Below are 18,617 nucleotides of genomic sequence, written 5' to 3'. Positions count from 1 at the left end.
TTATTAAGCGCCTAAGACATATGGCCGGTTGAGGAATCGGTCTTTGTCTTAGGTGTTTTTTGTATGACGAGTGAAGTGATGGAACGGCAATGGGGGGACTGCATACAATTAGGTTTTTCATTGGAATGGTTAAATTTTATAGTGCTTTTAAAAGGGCAATGATAGTATTTAAAGGGCTTTTCAAAGGAATGGTGATAGAAATTAAAGGGTTATTCATTGGATTGGTAATAGAATACAAAGGGCTTTTCAAAAGGGCGATAATTGAATTTAAAGGGCTTTTAAAAAGAATAGGGGAAATTAAAGTAATTCTAGTAAGGTGGCCGTATAATTATATAAAGAGGAGGACATCATGAAGAATAATCATCAAAATTTGTATTGGCTTGCTTTGGAACATCGAGTTACTGAGGATCGTGAGGTTCTTAAGAAAATTTCTAAGATTAAGTCGGGGATTGCGGGTGAGTTGAAGTTTAAGTTCTTTCTTGATAAGGTTCCTAACTTGCCTTATTTGAACAACTTCTATCTGAATGAGCAGTACCCGATTGAGATTGACTTTCTGGTTTGTTTGAAGGGTAAAATAATTATATTTGAGATTAAGCATTTCGCTGGTGACTACAGGTTTGAGGATAGTGTGTTAGTTGGCTATAACGATCAAAAGTTTCCGTCGCCGTTTCAACAAATAGTGCGTCAGGAAAATGAAGTGAATCGAGTTATCGCTGGATCGAATCATATGCGAGCGATTGAGTCGTATCTCGTGTTTTGTAGTGATAGGTGTACGGTTAGCGGGGAAATTCCGAACCGCTCGCAGGTTATCTTGCCGACTGAGATTCATAAGCTTAATTTTATCTTGGATGGTAGAGTATCGCAAAAGGACTGGCATACGCTTGAATTGATTCGTTCGAATAGTATTGATTTCTTTAAAAATTATAATGAACCGAAGCCGTATAATCATACTAATGTGAAGAAGGGTTTGAAGTGTCCGAAGTGCTATCATATTAATACGATAGAGATTTCGTATAAGAAGAAGTATGTTTGGTGTAAGGCGTGCGAGCAGGAACAACGATTGCAGGAGGTAATCCGGTATTCGCTGAAGGAGTTACAGTATATTAAGGGCGACGCGTTTACCGTGAATGAAGGTAGTGCGTGGTGTGAGGGTGTTATTAATCCTATGTCTGTAAGGAGAGTTTGCGAACGCTACTTTAAAAAGGAAAAACGCGGTAAATCGTTTCATTATTTTACGTAGTAGTTATTGTTGTAGGTGAGTTGGACTGTTAATTTACAAGACTTAGGAAACATGTAAATTAAAGGTGTCTGAATTTACAAGATTTTGGAAACGTGTAAATCAAAGGGGCTCAAATTTACAAGACTTTGAAAACGTGTAAATCAAGGGGCTTCAAATTTACAAGACTTTGGAAACGTGTAAAAGAAAGGGCTCTAGATTTACAAGAATCCAGAAACGTGTAAATCAAAGGGGTTCAAATTTACAAGACTTTGAAAACGTGTAAATCAAATGGGTCTAAAGTTACAAGACTTCGAAAACGTGTAAATCAAACAAGTCTAGATTAACAAGACTTCGGAAACGTGATAAACCATGTATTTTAGCCAAAGTCACCGCTGCTCGCGCATAGACTAATGCCTTAAGTATAGAATTCACTTTCAACTATACCACGTCAGTCACCGAATAAGTCATTAATTCATCAAAAGAACTACGTAAAATCCGTCATCAAACCATAAATCAAAATCAACTCAAAATAAAAAGGCAAACCGTTACAGGTTTGCCTTCCTTCTTTCACCTAAATCTATTATCAAAGTCTATTACCGCCAGTCCGGACTGATTCACCGTCATGGAGTAATCCGATGGACCGGATTGAACCCACCGGCCAAAAGCTCCCAAGCCGGCCTACCACAAAACTACTTACTCTCGTCTTCTTTAGACTTAGGTCTATCGAGTTTATGTTTACAATCCGGGCACATATAAGTTTTAATAGGATTGTTTTTTAAACGTTTGGCTTCAAGTGTTTCGTCGTCAATCATGACTTCAGTATCACAAATGATACATTTAACTTTATACACTTAAAATCACCTCGAGTCTCTAAATTACCTCAATGTGTGTTACATGTTCAAATTGATGTGTATATCCTTCTTCTTTTGAGTAAACGAAACTGTCTACAGCGTTGTCGCTGTATAAACGCTTACCGTCTTTTGCGAATTGGAAGAAGAGATATTGAAGTTTTTCTAAAGGTACATCGATTGATGCCTCGTCACCGTTGAATAAACGGATTGTTGTTGCTTCTGCTTTAGGTTCCGCATTTTTGAAAAATGGGGTCATATTAATAACGAAGGAACCTTCAAGAACTGCTCGTTTCTTATATTTGATTTCGGAATTCAACGTAGGTGGGTTAGTTTGTCCTTCTAAGATTGCACGGTTCCACTCACGGTTGTCTTCGAATTTAATTGGTTTAGTACCTTCAAATACGTCTCGCTCTATATCTTCAATACGAACCTTGCGATCATCAAAAATCCAAGTCGTACTATCTAACGTAATTGGGAAATTTACAGCGCCTGTAATTCTAATCAATTTGTTCACTCCCTAAAAAAATATCTTATCCTATCATATCATAAATCAAGGTCTACAGGTCTTTATTTTACTTGCTTTTTAAGTATCATTAAGATACACTTTTATCGTAAAGAATCAAAAGATAGGGGGAGTATGTCATGGATAATAAAGTGATGGGCCAATCTGCTTATGAATTACTAAATAAGGACGCAGATCGTATTCTTCAACTTATCAAAGTACAAATGGACAACCTTACGCTACCACAATGTCCATTATACGAAGAAGTACTCGATACACAAATGTTTGGATTACAAAAAGAAGTCGACTTTGCTGTGGAATTAGGATTAGTTGATAGAGAAGAAGGCAAAGCTTTAATGTCTAGACTTGAAAAGGAATTATCTAAATTACACGATGCCTTTACAAGAGTTTAAATAATAGATATACAAAATATATACTGATATGATGAGATAAAATATGTGTCGCTTTTTGACACATATTTTTTCAAGATTTAAATCTAGAATTGGATGTTTTAGACGTATGAAAAATATAAAGCAATTTGTGAAGTATATCTTAAAATATTCGAAATACATTGATTTTCCGCTACTTGTTACATATATGGTTTTATGTTTTTTAGGACTCATCATGGTATACAGCGCAAGTATGGTTGCAGCAACGAAAGGTTCCTTAACAGGGGGACAACCCGTCTCAGGAACATACTTCTACAATAAGCAATTAATGTATGTGCTGATGAGTTTCTTCGTGGTATTCTTCATGTCGTACTTCATGAATGTAAACTTTCTTAAGAACAAGAAAGTACAGCAATCGATTATCATAATCATGGTTATACTCTTACTCGCTACATTAGCTATTGGTAGTACCATTAACGGATCTAAAAGTTGGCTTAACATCGGGTTCATGAACCTTCAAGCATCAGAATTTTTAAAGATCGTGATTATTTTATATGTTCCGTATATTATCGATCGAAAGCGGTATGAAATTCCATTCAATCCGAAAGTCGTCTTCCCACCATTATTCTTAATTGGCTTTTGCGTGGGACTCGTTCTATTACAAAAGGACGTCGGCCAAACGATTCTAATTTCATGTATCCTGTTCTCGATCCTATTATACGCTGGTGTTGGTATCAGAAGCTTCTTGAAGCTCGGTTCAATCATTATTATCGCTTTAATAGTTACACTTTCGATTATATTTATCTTTAATATTAATATTTTACCGGATTACTTAACGGCGCGTTTCAGTGCGCTTGAGAACCCATTCAACTACGAATCAGGTATCGGTTATCACTTAGCGAACTCGCTTATCGCAATTGGTAATGGTGGCTTCTTCGGAAAAGGCCTTGGTAACAGTGTCATGAAACTTGGATACTTACCAGAACCACATACCGATTTCATCTTTGCAGTGATTTGTGAAGAATTAGGTTTAATAGGTGCGTTATTTATCCTAGGACTTATTTTCTTCATTGTATACCGTGCATTCGAACTTGCGACGCGTACGCGTTCATATTTCTACCAACTTGTATGTGTTGGTATCGCAAGTTACATTGGTACGCAAGCATTCGTTAACTTAGGTGGTATTTCAGGTACAATTCCATTAACAGGGGTACCGTTACCGTTCTTAAGTTTCGGTGGTTCATCGATGTTAAGTTTAAGTGTTGCCATGGGCTTACTACTTATTACAGGTAAGCAAATTAAAGTCGAACAAGAACGTCGCAAAAATGCATAACATAACGAAAACTGTAAGTCGTAATTAACTTAGAAAAAAGTTAATTACGGCTTTTTTTATTTGTTATAAAATTGTAAAAATTGTTAAGAAAATAATATCTCTTTAATTGACTATTTTGGGTGAGTCGTTGAAACTAGAATTGAAAATAACTTTGTAGTATAATAAAGGATATTATTCCGAATTTTCAGAAATCTTAGGAGGACTTCCAATGACGAAACATATTAAAAAACTTTTAGTTGCGAACAGAGGCGAAATTGCAATTCGTATTTTTAGAGCTGCGACTGAGCTTGATATTGAAACTGTAGCGATTTATTCCAAAGAAGATTTAGGTTCATTACACAGATATAAAGCAGATGAATCCTATTTAATCGGTGAAGATTTAGGGCCTGCTGAAAGTTATTTGAACATTGAACGTATTATCGAAATCGCGAAAGATGCTGACGTTGACGCAATTCATCCGGGATATGGCTTTTTAAGTGAGAATGAAACATTCGCTAAACGATGTAGTGAAGCAGGCATTGTCTTTATCGGACCTGAACTGAAACATCTTGATATGTTTGGAGATAAAGTTAAGGCGCGTGCGACTGCGATTCAAGCGAACTTACCTGTTATACCTGGTACGGATGGTCCGATTGAGTCTTATGAAGCTGCGTTAGCGTTTAGTAAAGAGGCAGGGTACCCCTTAATGATTAAGGCCATCAGCGGTGGTGGCGGTAAGGGTATGCGTATCGTTCGTAGTGAGAACGAGCTTGAAGAAGCTTATACACGAGCTAAATCAGAAGCGTTGAAATCTTTCGGCGATAGCGATGTGTATATCGAGCGTTATATCGATAACCCGAAACATATTGAAGTCCAAGTCCTAGGAGATTATGACGGCAATATCGTGCACTTATATGAGCGCGATTGTTCGATTCAACGCCGTCACCAAAAAGTAGTTGAAGTCGCACCATCTGTTGGTTTAGATGATGACTTAAGAAATCGTATTTGCGATGCTGCGATTCAGCTTATGGAGAATATCAAATACGTTAACGCAGGTACTGTTGAGTTCTTAGTATCAGGCGACGAATTTTTCTTTATTGAAGTAAATCCGCGCGTGCAAGTGGAACATACGATTACTGAAATGGTAACTGGTGTCGATATCGTAAAGACGCAGATTCTGATTGCTGATGGAGAAAGTCTTTTCGGTGATGAAATTAACATGCCAAAGCAAGCGGATATACAAACGCTCGGTTACGCTGTGCAATCACGAATTACAACTGAAGATCCTTTAAATGATTTTATGCCAGATACAGGTACCATCGTAGCTTATCGATCAAGCGGTGGTTTCGGTGTTCGACTTGATGCTGGTGATGGTTTCCAAGGTGCGAAAATCTCGCCTTATTATGATTCACTCTTAGTAAAAGTATCGACACATGCCTTGTCCTTTAAAGAAACATTAGAGAAGATGGATCGTTCATTACAGGAAATGCGTATTCGCGGCGTTAAAACGAACATTCCATTCTTACGTAATGTTATTAAACACGAAGGCTTTAAAGAAGGCACGTATACGACGAAGTTCTTGGAACAACACCCTGAGTTATTCGATATTCAACCATCTCGAGACCGTGGTACGAAGACGTTAGAATATATTGGTAACGTGACGATTAATGGTTTTCCAAATGTTGAACAACGTGAGAAACCACATTTCGAATCTGTAGACATTCCACAAGTTAAGCCAAGTGAAATTCAAACATTTAGAGGAACGAAGCATTTACTTGATGAGAAAGGTCCTAAAGCTTTAGCGGATTGGGTGCTTGAACAAGACGATGTGCTCATTACAGATACCACATTTAGAGATGCGCATCAGTCGTTACTAGCAACACGCGTACGTACAAAAGATATGATGAACATTGCACCATTTACGTCCAAAGTTATGAAAGACAATTTCTCTTTAGAAATGTGGGGCGGTGCAACGTTTGATGTGTCGTACAATTTCCTGAAGGAGAATCCATGGGAACGTTTAACGCGTCTTAGAAAGAAAATTCCGAATGTGCTTTTCCAAATGTTGTTAAGAGCATCGAATGCAGTTGGCTATAAAAACTATCCAGACAATGTCATTCGTAAGTTCGTAGACGAGAGCGCTAAAGCGGGCATCGATGTCTTTAGAATATTCGATTCGCTAAACTGGTTAGACCAAATGAAAGTTGCGAACGAAGCGGTTCAAGAAGCAGGCAAGATATCTGAAGGTGCGATTTGTTACACAGGCGATATCTTAAATACAGAGCGTTCAAATATTTATACGCTAAAGTATTATATTGATATGGCGAAAGAGCTTGAACGAGAAGGTTTCCATATTCTCGCGATTAAAGACATGGCCGGTTTATTAAAACCGAAAGCAGCCTTTGAACTTATTAGTGAGCTTAAAGAAGCGGTTAACATTCCAGTTCATTTACATTCACACGATACGAGTGGTAACGGCATCTTAACTTACCAACAAGCGATCAAAGCCGGTGTCGATATTATTGATACAGCCGTATCATCAATGAGTGGTACTACAAGTCAGCCGAGTGAAAACTCATTATATTATGCATTAACTGACTTTGATCGTTCTATTAGAGCCGATATCGATGGTTTAGAACAACTATCACACTATTGGGATACTGTTAGACACTACTACGTCGACTTTGAGAGCGACATCCGTTCACCACATACAGAAATTTATCAACATGAAATGCCAGGTGGTCAATATTCGAACTTGCGTCAACAAGCTAAGAGTTTAGGTTTAGGCGATCGCTTTAACGAGGTTAAAGATATGTACCGCCGTGTTAACTTCCTATTCGGTGATATCGTTAAAGTAACGCCTTCATCTAAAGTAGTTGGAGATATGGCTTTATACATGGTGCAGAATGATTTAGATGAGGAAACGGTGATTCACGAAGGTCACAAACTTGATTTCCCTGAATCTGTCGTTTCGTTCTTCAGAGGTGACATCGGTCAGCCGGTAAGTGGCTTTAACGAGGACTTACAGAAAGCTGTATTGAAAGGTAAGACGCCAATTACAAAGCGTCCAGGTGAGTATTTAGAGCCTGTTGATTTCGATGCCTTGAGAAAAGACCTTGAAAGCAAGCAACAAAAACCAGTGACTGATCAAGATGTGATCAGTTACGCGTTATATCCTAAAGTATACGAAAACTATATCGTTACTAACGAACAGTTTGGTAATATATCTTTACTCGATACACCGATCTTCTTGTTTGGTATGCGTGAAAATGAAACCGTTCAAATTGAAATTGATCGTGGTAAAATTCTTATCATTACGTTAAAAACAATCACGAAGCCTAACGACAAAGGCTTTAGAACCATCTTCTTTGATATGAACGGCCAAGCAAGACGTATTTATATTAAAGATGAAAATATTCAAACTGCGCAAGGTGTAAGACCTAAAGCAGATAAAACGAATCCAGAACACATTGGCGCTCAAATGCCAGGAACAATCATCGATGTGCTCGTACATCAAGGAGATGAAGTTGAAGCAGGACAAGCTTTAATCATTTCAGAAGCGATGAAGATGGAGACGACGGTTCAAGCGCCGTTTAAAGGTATTATCGATAAGATTCATGTTTCAAAAGACGATGGTGTTGAAACAAATGATTTACTTATAGAAATGAAAGAGTCATAATTTAAACTAGAGCTTAAAGCCAACTGACAACTATGTGAGTTGGCTTTAGTATTGGTTAAACTTCTATTAAGGTTAACTTAAATAATTCCTCTAACAGCAAGCTTTCCTGTATAGCTCAACCCGAATTTCCAATTCGTTGGTTGAACTTAGAGATTGAGACATAAAAACAATTCCCTTAAAACAACATGCTTTCCTGGGGCATGGCCGGAGCCTGTAGTCTCAAAAGTCCAACTCAAACTTCCAGTTTGCTAGTTGGACTTACAAAGAAGCTCAGGCTTCTTTGTTCATAAGAAAGAGCCCCGGCTTGCATAGCTTGATAATTTGCTTACGTATAAAGTTCAACCCGAATTTTCAATTCGTTGGTTGAACTTACAAAGAAGCAAGGGCTTCTTTGTTCTATAATATGTGGCGGGCCCCGCTCTCTGAGTCTGCTATTAGAGGAATTGTCCATAAGGCTTCTAATCTCATTTTTTAAAATTTATTTCATAGTTAAAACAAATGAATAGTTTACGGGCGCCTGAATCGGCGCTATTAATTCATTAAGATAAACTAAAAGAGATGCGGCGTGATGCCGCATCTCTTTTCATAAATTAAGATTGCTCTTTAAGATGTCTTTTCGAGCGGAATATTAAAATTATGAAGTAACTTATCAGTCCAAATAATAATGTAATAAATAGTGCGTGAAGTAACGCAACGATTAAGTTAACTTCTGTGATAACTGATAAGGCACCTGTAAGTGCTTGTAGTAATACGAGAATAAAACAAGCTGTATAACCATAACGGATTGTACGAATGTTGCTATAGTGTTTAGAAGCGTGAATGAATGTAATTAAGATCCATGTAAACACGATTAGCGCTAACATTCTATGTGTAAGCTGAATCCAATCTTGCTCTGTGTGAGGCATTAAGTCTTGGAAAGGTAATGGGAATGACCCATATGCTAAGCTTGAATCCGTGTGACGCACTAATGCGCCTGTATAAATTGCGATGTACACAATTAATGCCATAATCCATGTCATAATGCGTAATGGCTTATGCATGATAAATTTATTTGCTTCGTATTTTTGGTCAACATCGAAAATAATTAAAGTTAACACAAACACTGAAGCGAAACTAATGAGTGAGATACCAAAGTGTAGTGCTAATACATAATCGTTTTGCTGCCATAATACGGCTGCTGCACCAACTAAAGCTTGAATGAGTAAAAATCCTAAACTGATACAACTTAATGGTTTAACTTCTTTAATATGACCAATATTCTTCCAAGCAGTTATCGCAAGCCAAAGTACGATAAATAATGAGAAGCCTGATACTGCACGGTGGCTTAATTCGATGATCGTTTCTATTGGAAGATTTTGAGGTAGAAGGGCACCGTGACAAAGTGGCCATGATGAGCCACAGCCATCCGCTGAACCAGTTTTGGTAACGAGTGCGCCCCCAAGTTGAACCCATATCATTGTAAGTGTTGCTAGGATTGATAACCATTTAAGGTTCTTCTTCTTAAACAACGATAAACACCTCTATCAACATTCACAATGGCGTGAATATTTATTTTTAATTATTTTTAGTATAACAATAATTAAAAATGGATATGTGTCCAATTAATGACGATTTGGAATGTCGTTAAAGTGTCACAAATAAGATATAATTCATATGGTCAATTTATCTAATATGTTTTATGATAGATAATATATGAATTAATCTTAGGAGGGGAAAAATGGATAAAGTTCACTCAATGTCACAGTCATCAAGCCGCGTTACCTTCAAAGAGCTTCAACAGATCATTAAGATGGGTCTTGTTCAAGGTAATTTAATTCCTGCTTTTGCTGGCGCATGGCTTGCTGTAGTGATGAAAGATCATTCGTTCCTCGCATCCATTCCACAGATATTATTAATGATGATTGGTTCAACGCTTATCATGGGTGGCGCTTGCGCATTAAACAACTTCTACGATCAAGATATCGATTCAATTATGCCAAGTAAACAAAATAGACCAACCGTAAATGACCGAATTTCTAATAGACATTTATTAATACTCAGTTTCGCCATGATGATTATAGGTGAAATTGTATTATTCACTTTAAACGTACCAGCTGGTGTTATTGGTTTAGCTGGTATTATAGGGTACGTTTCATATTACTCAATTTGGTCTAAACGTCATACGACTTGGAATACAGTAGTTGGTAGTTTCCCTGGAGCTGTTCCACCGTTAATTGGTTGGGTTGCGATTGATGGTAATTTAACGCTCATGGCTTTTGCATTATTCTTAGTTGTCTTTTGTTGGCAACCAATTCACTTCTACGCATTAGCTATTAAACGACAAGATGAATATAGTATGGCTCATATTCCAATGTTACCTTCTGTAAAAGGATTTAAGCGTACACGAATCAGTATGTTTGTATGGTTAGTATGTTTACTACCATTACCATTCTTACTTTCTAAGCTTGGTGTTACGTTTATTGTTATCGCTACGTTATTAAACCTAGGTTGGATTTACTTAGGTTTAACAAGCTTCAAAGCTAAAGATGAAACGAAATGGGCTACTAAAATGTTCATTTATTCATTAAACTACTTAGTACTTTTCTTCGTACTTGTAGTAGTCGTATCATTAATTAAATTAATCTAAAATTTGTTAGGATGAAGAATATGTCCCCAATTTTACCTACAATTAGTACGAGTTGTATTCAAATAAGTGCTATCCTTATTGCTATAGGTTGGTATAAAATTAAGAAACGTGAAATTGAATCACATAAGAAATTTATGTTAACTGCAGGTTGTTTTGCTACGTTGTTCTTTATTATCTACGCTAGTCGTACGATATTCATCGGTAATACAGCATTTGGTGGTCCAGAAGCCATTAAGAATGTATATACGATCTTCTTAATCTTCCACATTATGTTATCTACTGTTGGTGGTTTTCTTGGTTTACTACAAATCATTGCAGCATTTAAAGATAAATTTAATTACCACAGAAAGATGGGACCTATCGCTTCAGTAATTTGGTTCTGTACAGCGGTTACTGGATTAGTTGTTTACGTATTACTTTACGTTTTATATCCAGGCGGTGAAACAACGTCATTAATTAAAGCAACATTTGGTTTATAATAAATTCTAAGACCTGGGACATTTTGTTCCAGGTCTTTTTTTAACTTATTTTACTTTTAAAAAGGGGTGTGAAAGGAAGCTGAACGACTCAACTTCAATTCACACCCTTATACTTAAATCTGATTTTCTTTTAGATTGACTTGTTATATAATAAGTGCAATGTTCATTACTTTTGTGACGGATTCGTCTTTGGTTTAAATGTGATACCTTTAATTTCAAGTAGTGCCATGACTAGTATAAAGAAGATTGGCCCTATGAAAAAGCCCACAAAGCCAAAGAGCTTCAAGCCTACATACATTGAAATAAGGGTTGGTAATGGTGCAAGTCCAACATGGTTACCAACAATCTTCGGTTCTAAAATTTTACGTTGTGTAAGAAGAATCAATGATAGGATCGTTAATCCAATACCAGTCGTCGTGTCACCAATGATAAATGTATAAATTGCCTAAGGTATCGTAACGCCTGTGGCACCTACAATGGGCAAGACATCGATAATACAAATCACGATACTTAATATAAACGCCGAAGGTATACCTATAATTTTCAAACCGATAAAGGTCCAAATCCATGTGATAAAGCTTAGGATAATTGCAGCTCGAATTAATCCTAAAGAAGCATTCTTAACTTTATAATACATTTGAACCATACGCGCATAAGTCTCTTTTTGAAGCTTATCTTGCGCGATAAGTTTAATTTTAGGAATCTCGATTAAGAATAGGAAAAGCCCTACTAAGAAGACGACTAACGCAATGATGAATTCATGTAATGCACTCATAAACGACGTCACGTTCTCGAAACTTAAAATATCAATAAATGCGTGTTTTAGGTTCGTTAAAAACTTATTTACTTCTAAATTGATAGAATTTTGAATAACTGTAGGGACATTATTTTCAAAACGGTCACTTAAATCATTCCAAATATCAATTAGTGTATTAATTTTACTCGGCAAGGTTTCAACGAATCGATAAATAATATTGATTAATTGTGTGATTGTCAGCCAAATTAAGAGCACAAGTATCACGATAAATGAAGTAAACACAATGGTTACATTGAGTGGGTAATTCGGAATATGCTTATTTAACGCGACTACGATTGGATACAACAGTAACGCACAGCATAATGAAAGCAGTATTGGAAGTACTAATGGCAGTATAAAGTAACCAAATAGCATCAATAGGGTGACTAAGCTTAACAATTTAAGCGTCGTCTTATTAAATAATAATTTCATAGAAGACACCTCTAGGTCTGTTGAACGGTATATAGTTTTATTATATTTTAATAGATGATTAAGGTTTAATGCAATCGTTTTTGAAACATTTAATAAAGTTAACGAAAGGAGGATAACGATTTGAGGAATTTAGTAATTAAAATAATTGGTGTCGTGTTAATGGCTATATTTGTGATTTATTTGTTTTATTCACCTAAATTAAAATTCGACGTGCTTGAGAATCCTAAACAAAACGACGCTTCAAATCATGCTTATAAACAAAAAGAACCTAAGTATGAAAATAAGAAATTAGAGAAGGGTGTTGGAACTTGGATAGGAAAGCCATTAAGTCATCTCACTCAAAAATATGGTCAAGCTGAACGTTCTTATCCTTATAAGAATGGCTTTAAGCAATACGTATTTAGAGGTAAAGATACGTACTATCTTGTAACTACTAAAAAGGATTCCATCAAATCCGTCTATGCGACCGGTAAGAAGGCGCAGGTTCATCCTTTTAAAGTAAGAGGCAATGCATCTAAAGTTTTCGAACATGCGTATATCAATCCTGAAGTAGAAATCAAAGACCAAGATGAATCGAAAGAAATTGAATTATCGGATGAAGATTTAAAGACACAAACACTTATTCAATATAAAGATACGTACGCTCAAGTGTACAGTGATCAAGAAACGCATAAAATTCTAGCTGTAAGGTATTTGGATGCAGAGGCACTAGCAACATTCGAACCTTATACCAATAAAGAAGACAGTGAAGACGCGAAAGAAGAGGCTGATAGCGTACCTTATTCACAGAATGCGAATCAGTTAATGACACTTTATGAAATTACGAATGAAATGCGTAAGATTAAGGGCATTAAACCGCTTAAAATAAGTAATGAGCTCGGCGATATTGCTGAAGTTAACTTATACAACGCCTTAACTGAGGATCAAACAGAATTCACTGAAGATGCCCTGAGACGAGAGCTTGACCGCAATGAAATTCGTTATGATCAATTAGGTCTTAATGTTGGTTATGGATTTAATGACGTGCCATCAGTCGTTCATAATTGGCTTAATTCAGATTCTCACCGTTCACGTATGTTAAACTCTAAGTATAGTGAAATGGGTGGCGAAATTAAAGACCATTACTATACATTACTTTTCCTAAAAAGAGAATCTTAAAAAGAGGTGATATCATTGATATATAATGAAGCTGTTTTTTCTATATTAGATGATGTCGAAGACTTAGCTCATAAAATTAAGCAATCTGATATATATCATGCTTATTTAAAAGCCAAATCAACGATGGAAGAAGATGTTGAGGCTACGAATAAGTATCAAGCTTTCATTCGAAAGAAAGAGAAATACGATGAAGTCATGCGATTCGGTAATTATCATCCGGATTACTTCAATACTATGATAGAAACACGTAAGTTAAAGCGTGAATATGAAATGCATCCGAGTGTGGTGGCGTTTAGACAACATGAAACGAAGCTTCAAGATTTAATTGATGAAGTTCTCGTGATTCTTTCAAAAGCCATATCAGATCATATTAAGGTTGAAGCGGGTAATCCATTCTTCCGTACTGATGTTGGTGGTGGCTGTAGTACAGGCGGCAGCTGTCAATGTAGTTCATAAAAATAACCCTAAGGTCAAAACTCTAATGTAGAGTTGACTTTAGGGTTTTTGTATTGAAAGGGCTTTTCAAAAGCTAACGATTTAAGAATTGATTGCCGATGTCTGGTCGGTTCGTCACGATTGTGTGAACACCGTATTGTATTAAGTCGTTCATTAAATCAAGATTATTAACGTCCATAGCGCATGTAATGATGCTTTGTTTATTTAACCATTTAATAAAGCTCTTAAGTAGTGATGTGGATTGTCTTAATTCAGTAGGTAGCATTAATGCTTGAACTTGGCTTTCTTCAGCTAATTTAGGGTTGCTGCCATATTGTAGTAACACCTTCTTAGCTTCATTGCGTCCTAACATAAATGCTGTGTCGTCGTTACGATATAAATTGAAGCGGTTGATTTGCTTTTCAAATGGACTCGTCACGCACACACGGTTTGAGCTTTCAGTTGCTTGAATGATGTCATAAATTTTAGTCGGCGCGATACTTCCTAAATATGTTTCTGGATTATCTTTAATATTTAATATAAATAACATTTTAGGATATAGCGTTAGCAATGTTTCTAATGATAAAATCTTCGCGTCGGGGTTATTTCTAAATGGTGTGTGTCCATTGATATCTTTAAAATGATAGCCAGCATCGAGCTTAACAATTTCATCGTAAGTGTGCTCTGAGACATAACCTGAGCCATTTGTGTGAATATCAAGTAAAGCTTCGTCGTAAACAATCGGAACCTCGTCTTTAGTTAAGCGCACGCCAACTATGCATCCAAGCATGTTGTAGTAGAATGCGTTATCAAAAGCAAGTTTCGTATTTTCAGGGCGTAATACAGAACCGCCTTTATGCGCAAGCACATAAGGGATTTCCTCATGTTTAAAGAACTGAGGTGTATGGGTTGAAGTCGTTTCACGATTCAAATTCTTAAATATGTAAATGCCTGCAGTAACAAGTGATGTTACCGCACTTGCGCCAAGTAAGTATTTCGGAAATTTAGCCAACTTAATATCCCCCTTGAAGTCTATTCATTTGGATAATATCAAAGAATGTCTTGTATATAAAGTTTTTACATTATAGGCTTGCATGATTTTAAAAGTTGATATAGATTTAAGTCAATGGAGTGATATTTATGAAATTAGTGCAACGTGAAAATTTAATTGTGTTCCTAAAAAATATGAAACATGAACGTCAACTCAGAAAATATGGTCACATTAACTATATCAATAAACAAAAAAAATACTTATCTATTTACGTTAACCAAGATGAAGTAGATACTATTGTTCATAAATTAATGCGCTTAAAATATGTTAAACACATTGAAGGATCGTCTTATAAAAATTTAAAGCAAACGTACTCTAAAGAGACGAAACCAAATTATCTTTAAATAAGTGGTGGGATCCAGCTTTGTAAGCGCAGAACATTAGTCAGGTAATTAAAAAATAATGGTAGTTCGTGATAGTCTTCAGGTGGTTTAACGTCTATTTCGTATACTTTAACACCATTAGATTGAGCCCATGATGAAATCATGTCGTACTTCTTGTTTGACTCAGGGTATGGGTAATTAAATGCATTAATCATGATGTAAATCCCTTGGAAATATTGACCTTCAGTTGGGTTCATAACGATTGCTGCTGAAGACTTCTTGTTTGGTGAATTAGGTGTATGAAAGCAAACTACCTTAGAAATGCGTTCATGATTGTATTCAAGTAAGGCTTTGAACTCATATAAATCCGTTAAACCTTCACCAAGAACTATAAACGATTGTTTCATGTTTAACCTCCTTTAATTTCAGTAAGAATTATATTAAATATAACATTAGATTGGAAGTGTTTGATACGATGCGTGTTATCGCAGGTGAACATAAAAGTAAGTTATTAGAAACATTAGATGGTCGCAATACACGTCCAACGATGGATAAAGTTAAAGAGGGCATATTTAATAGCTTATACGAATTTGATGGGCTCGGGCTCGATTTATTCGCTGGAAGCGGTGGTCTTGGTATAGAGGCCTTATCGCGAGGTATGGATAAAGTGATCTTCGTTGACCAGAACATTAAAGCAGTTAAGGTTATTGAAGGGAACTTACGTCATTTAGGTATTACAAATTGCGAAGTTTATAAAGCAAATGCGGACCGCGCTTTAAAAGCTCTTCATAAGCGTGAGATTCAATTTGATTTAATCTTTCTAGACCCACCATATCAAAAAGGGTTAATTGATAAAGCTTTAAAAAAAATTGACGCATTTGATTTATTGAAAAAAAGTGGTATTATCGTGTGTGAGTTTAAGCAAAAGGAATCAATTGATATAGGTAATTTCCAAGAAATTCGTCGTTATCAATATGGTCAAACTGAAACAATGTTATTAGAAAAAGGAGAAAGACATGTCTAACACGAAAGCAGTAATACCAGGTAGTTTTGATCCAATTACGTATGGTCACTTAGATATTATAGAACGAAGTGCTCAACGATTTGATGAAATTCACGTTTGTGTTTTAAGAAACAGTAATAAAACAGGTACGTTCACAGCTGATGAACGTATTGCGCTCATTCATGAAAGTATCAAAGGCATGACTAATGTTAAAGTGCATCAATATGATGGATTGCTTGTTGATTTCTGTGAAGTTATTGGTGCCGATACGATTATCAGAGGATTACGTGCTGTCAGTGACTTTGAATACGAACTAAGACTTACTTCAATGAACCGTAAACTTAATGACAAAGTCGAAACATTTTATATGATGACACGTACAGACTATTCATTTATCAGTTCAAGTGTTGTTAAAGAAGTAGCGCAATACGATGCCGATATTTCGGAATTTGTTCCTAAACATGTAGAAGATGCATTGTTTAAGAAATTTAATAAGAGATAAGATATGGACGGGCGATTAAGCTATGAGGCTTAGTGCCCGTATTTTTTAATTCACGTCCTAATCACCGGCGTATTAAAGTCCGTGTCTCTTTGACCTGAAATAAGATTATAGATCCGCGTCGCTTTAATCTCGTGCTGAAATAAAGCTTGATTTTTTTTATTGGTATTTGTTTCAAAGTTGCGGTCAGGATAAGTTGCTTTTAAATGCTTTAAATATGCTCGACCTGTGTCATTCATGGCAAGTATACGAACGCCTTGAACGTCACGTTTAACATCCTCATATTTAAAGTTAAGCAAGACATTCGTAAGCACACGTTGTAAATGCGTATGCGTGTAACGCTTAGTTTTAAGACCATTCATAAACGATTCAAACGCATCACTATCATGAATGGTCGATTTAAGCCGATTTTCTAATCCTTCAGACATTGTATAAATCTGTTTTAAAGCGTCCGAAGATTGTGCTTCAATTTGATACTTCAAATATGGAAAGCAGTCATCCCAAGTTAACGTTTGAGTTTGATATAACGCGCGTACTTCTTTAGGTACGAATGGACTAATGTCTTCGTGCTTCGAAAGGGCTTTTCGGATAGCAGAGCCACTCGCAAGTTTGGAAGAAGAAGTAAGGTTCTCGTCATGGTGATTGGCACCCGTACGCTTAATCGTGTGCGGGCTAATATGGGGCGCGAAACGCGAAATCGCCTTCATGTAGGATAGCCCAAGAATGTTGTTAGGGTGGGTGACGATATCAGGATTATCAAGCAGTTCACTTACAATACGCGCATACGACTTACCCTTTTTAATTTCTGCTTTAAATTGGTCAGATTGCTCAATTTGGTTCAGTGCTTGCATCCCCCTTGAAAAATCCTCTAAGTCACCGGACTCGCTACCGAATGATAAATGTTCACAGCCCATATAATCCGCTACTTTGACACCCATCTCAGCGAAAATTTCGCTTGACGATAAAGCGCCAATTAAAGGTAATTCTACTACTAGATCAACGGTAGATAATGCCATTTTAGCGCGAGTGAATTTGTTGAATATAGCGGGCTCCCCGCGCATGACGAAATGACCGCTCATGATAGCTATCGTAACGTCACTTTGGGTCTTAAATTTTGATTGAATCGCATGTCGTTCATGTCCATTGTGAAAAGGATTATATTCTGTGATTAGTGCAACACTTTTCATTTGCAATCTGTCCCTTCAAGTCTCATCATGAGTATTGTAACAGAAGATAAGATGTTAAGAAAAAATCTTGACAACTTGGACTTAGAAAGTTAAAATAAATTTTGTGCTTGTTAGAGGTGAAGCCATAATGAAGTGGTCAATAACACAATTAAGAAAATTCAAAGGGCAACCGTTTGAATTTAATCAAACTGTTCAATTCGATCATTTAATTGAACAACTTAATTTAATCGATTTATCAGACATTCAAATTGAAGGTCAACTCACTGTTAAATCAAACGAAGTTGTAGCGGATATGACTGTACGTGGTGTTTATACAATGGCATGTGCAAGAACGCTTGAACCTGTGGAAGTCCCTTTTACAGAATCTACAACTGAAGTGTTTGATTTAGAAGGTGAATATGAGAATGAAGAAGATGAGCATTATCATCTTGCGACTGATGGCATGATAAATCTACGTGACATCGCTGAAGAGCTTGTTATTTTAGAAAAGCCAATGCGCGTTTTCTCTGAAAATAGCGACAAAATGTTACGTGAAGGTAATGGTTGGGAAGTTATTGACGAAGATCAATTGGAAGATAAATCTGAAGACGAACAAGTCGAAGAGAAAGTCGATCCAAGGCTTCAGAAATTACAACAGTTATATGATAAAAAGCAATAACGTATGTATTTGAATATA

19 protein-coding genes and 1 pseudogene are annotated in these 18,617 nt (G+C 36.3%); 13 read left to right on the top strand and 7 right to left on the bottom strand.

The genetic code is table 11. The features are described 5' to 3' along the window. Nucleotides 1–89 precede the first annotated feature (89 nt). Together ACF3N8_RS10225 and ACF3N8_RS10220 are read left to right on the top strand one after the other, a co-directional pair. A complete protein-coding gene (locus tag ACF3N8_RS10225) occupies nucleotides 90–353 on the top strand; it encodes a hypothetical protein (RefSeq protein ID WP_009383615.1) in 264 nt (87 codons plus the stop codon). After that, complete coding sequence (locus tag ACF3N8_RS10220; protein WP_392449899.1) at nucleotides 350–1,240, top strand: nuclease-related domain-containing protein; 891 nt, start codon at nucleotides 350–352, stop codon at nucleotides 1,238–1,240. Before ACF3N8_RS10225 ends, ACF3N8_RS10220 begins: the two co-directional genes overlap by 4 nt. A 668-nt stretch (nucleotides 1,241–1,908) precedes the next feature. Here ACF3N8_RS10220 and ACF3N8_RS10215 read toward each other — a convergent pair. Together ACF3N8_RS10215 and ACF3N8_RS10210 are read right to left on the bottom strand one after the other, a co-directional pair. Then, nucleotides 1,909–2,070, bottom strand: coding sequence for a DUF2197 domain-containing protein (locus ACF3N8_RS10215; protein WP_009384441.1), 162 nt, complete (start codon nucleotides 2,068–2,070; stop codon nucleotides 1,909–1,911). A gap of 19 nt (nucleotides 2,071–2,089) precedes the next feature. Then, the gene (locus ACF3N8_RS10210; RefSeq protein ID WP_009384442.1) at nucleotides 2,090–2,575 is read right to left on the bottom strand and encodes a hypothetical protein; all 486 of its coding nucleotides are present in this window, start codon (nucleotides 2,573–2,575) and stop codon (nucleotides 2,090–2,092) included. A 137-nt stretch (nucleotides 2,576–2,712) separates the two neighbouring features. Here ACF3N8_RS10210 and ACF3N8_RS10205 point away from each other — a divergent pair, with 137 nt between their 5' ends. The 3 genes from ACF3N8_RS10205 to ACF3N8_RS10195 all read left to right on the top strand — a co-directional run bounded on the left by ACF3N8_RS10205 (nucleotide 2,713) and on the right by ACF3N8_RS10195 (nucleotide 7,952). After that, the gene (locus ACF3N8_RS10205) at nucleotides 2,713–2,985 is read left to right on the top strand and encodes a YlaN family protein (RefSeq protein ID WP_009384443.1); all 273 of its coding nucleotides are present in this window, start codon (nucleotides 2,713–2,715) and stop codon (nucleotides 2,983–2,985) included. Between the two features lie 106 nt (nucleotides 2,986–3,091). Beyond that, nucleotides 3,092–4,294 carry a cell division peptidoglycan polymerase FtsW gene (gene ftsW / locus ACF3N8_RS10200; protein WP_009384444.1) on the top strand — a complete coding sequence of 401 codons (1,203 nt, stop codon included), beginning with the start codon at nucleotides 3,092–3,094 and terminating at the stop codon, nucleotides 4,292–4,294. A gap of 208 nt (nucleotides 4,295–4,502) precedes the next feature. Further along, the gene (locus tag ACF3N8_RS10195) at nucleotides 4,503–7,952 is read left to right on the top strand and encodes a pyruvate carboxylase (RefSeq protein ID WP_009384445.1); all 3,450 of its coding nucleotides are present in this window, start codon (nucleotides 4,503–4,505) and stop codon (nucleotides 7,950–7,952) included. 590 nt (nucleotides 7,953–8,542) lie between these two features. Here the strand turns inward: ACF3N8_RS10195 and ACF3N8_RS10190 are convergent. After that, nucleotides 8,543–9,460: a heme A synthase gene (locus ACF3N8_RS10190; RefSeq protein WP_009384447.1), complete on the bottom strand. Its 918-nt coding sequence runs from the start codon at nucleotides 9,458–9,460 to the stop codon at nucleotides 8,543–8,545. Nucleotides 9,461–9,669: 209 nt separating this feature from the next. On the opposite strand from ACF3N8_RS10190, the gene cyoE reads away from it, so the two are divergent. Together cyoE and ACF3N8_RS10180 are read left to right on the top strand one after the other, a co-directional pair. Continuing rightward, on the top strand, nucleotides 9,670–10,578 hold the full coding sequence (cyoE, locus tag ACF3N8_RS10185; RefSeq protein WP_017176600.1) for a heme o synthase: 909 nt from the start codon (nucleotides 9,670–9,672) through the stop codon (nucleotides 10,576–10,578). 20 nt (nucleotides 10,579–10,598) lie between these two features. Continuing rightward, nucleotides 10,599–11,057: a DUF420 domain-containing protein gene (locus ACF3N8_RS10180; RefSeq protein ID WP_009384452.1), complete on the top strand. Its 459-nt coding sequence runs from the start codon at nucleotides 10,599–10,601 to the stop codon at nucleotides 11,055–11,057. Between the two features lie 166 nt (nucleotides 11,058–11,223). On the opposite strand, the pseudogene ytvI reads toward ACF3N8_RS10180, so the two are convergent. Continuing rightward, nucleotides 11,224–12,285, bottom strand: a pseudogene (gene ytvI, locus ACF3N8_RS10175) (sporulation integral membrane protein YtvI). A gap of 120 nt (nucleotides 12,286–12,405) precedes the next feature. On the opposite strand from ytvI, the gene ACF3N8_RS10170 reads away from it, so the two are divergent. After that, nucleotides 12,406–13,443: a CAP-associated domain-containing protein gene (locus ACF3N8_RS10170; RefSeq protein WP_009384454.1), complete on the top strand. Its 1,038-nt coding sequence runs from the start codon at nucleotides 12,406–12,408 to the stop codon at nucleotides 13,441–13,443. A gap of 18 nt (nucleotides 13,444–13,461) precedes the next feature. Further along, nucleotides 13,462–13,899: a YlbF family regulator gene (locus ACF3N8_RS10165; RefSeq protein ID WP_026048959.1), complete on the top strand. Its 438-nt coding sequence runs from the start codon at nucleotides 13,462–13,464 to the stop codon at nucleotides 13,897–13,899. 73 nt (nucleotides 13,900–13,972) lie between these two features. Here ACF3N8_RS10165 and ACF3N8_RS10160 read toward each other — a convergent pair whose 3' ends face one another. Beyond that, complete coding sequence (locus tag ACF3N8_RS10160) at nucleotides 13,973–14,890, bottom strand: glycerophosphodiester phosphodiesterase family protein (RefSeq protein WP_009384458.1); 918 nt, start codon at nucleotides 14,888–14,890, stop codon at nucleotides 13,973–13,975. A 128-nt stretch (nucleotides 14,891–15,018) separates the two neighbouring features. Between ACF3N8_RS10160 and ACF3N8_RS10155 the strand changes: the two genes are divergently transcribed. Further along, the gene (locus ACF3N8_RS10155) at nucleotides 15,019–15,273 is read left to right on the top strand and encodes a YlbG family protein (RefSeq protein ID WP_017176598.1); all 255 of its coding nucleotides are present in this window, start codon (nucleotides 15,019–15,021) and stop codon (nucleotides 15,271–15,273) included. Here the strand turns inward: ACF3N8_RS10155 and ACF3N8_RS10150 are convergent. Further along, nucleotides 15,270–15,659, bottom strand: a complete 390-nt coding sequence (locus ACF3N8_RS10150; RefSeq protein WP_009384461.1) for a hypothetical protein — start codon at nucleotides 15,657–15,659, stop codon at nucleotides 15,270–15,272. The genes ACF3N8_RS10155 and ACF3N8_RS10150 overlap by 4 nt on opposite strands. 68 nt (nucleotides 15,660–15,727) lie before the next feature. On the opposite strand from ACF3N8_RS10150, the gene rsmD reads away from it, so the two are divergent. Both rsmD and coaD read left to right on the top strand, forming a co-directional pair. Next, on the top strand, nucleotides 15,728–16,276 hold the full coding sequence (rsmD, locus tag ACF3N8_RS10145) for a 16S rRNA (guanine(966)-N(2))-methyltransferase RsmD (protein WP_009384463.1): 549 nt from the start codon (nucleotides 15,728–15,730) through the stop codon (nucleotides 16,274–16,276). Next, complete coding sequence (coaD, locus tag ACF3N8_RS10140; protein WP_009384465.1) at nucleotides 16,269–16,757, top strand: pantetheine-phosphate adenylyltransferase; 489 nt, start codon at nucleotides 16,269–16,271, stop codon at nucleotides 16,755–16,757. The genes rsmD and coaD overlap by 8 nt, the downstream gene beginning before the upstream one ends. Nucleotides 16,758–16,807: 50 nt before the next feature. On the opposite strand, the gene ACF3N8_RS10135 is transcribed toward coaD, so the two are convergent. Beyond that, nucleotides 16,808–17,941 carry a nucleotidyltransferase gene (locus ACF3N8_RS10135; protein ID WP_009384467.1) on the bottom strand — a complete coding sequence of 378 codons (1,134 nt, stop codon included), beginning with the start codon at nucleotides 17,939–17,941 and terminating at the stop codon, nucleotides 16,808–16,810. 127 nt (nucleotides 17,942–18,068) lie between these two features. On the opposite strand from ACF3N8_RS10135, the gene ACF3N8_RS10130 reads away from it, so the two are divergent. Further along, the gene (locus tag ACF3N8_RS10130) at nucleotides 18,069–18,599 is read left to right on the top strand and encodes a DUF177 domain-containing protein (protein WP_009384469.1); all 531 of its coding nucleotides are present in this window, start codon (nucleotides 18,069–18,071) and stop codon (nucleotides 18,597–18,599) included. The last annotated feature ends 18 nt before the right edge of the window (nucleotides 18,600–18,617 follow it).

Origin of the sequence: Staphylococcus massiliensis, from assembly GCF_043186315.1 — a bacterium.
GTDB lineage: Bacteria > Bacillota > Bacilli > Staphylococcales > Staphylococcaceae > Staphylococcus > Staphylococcus massiliensis.
This window is presented reverse-complemented; position numbering and strand designations above follow the sequence as displayed.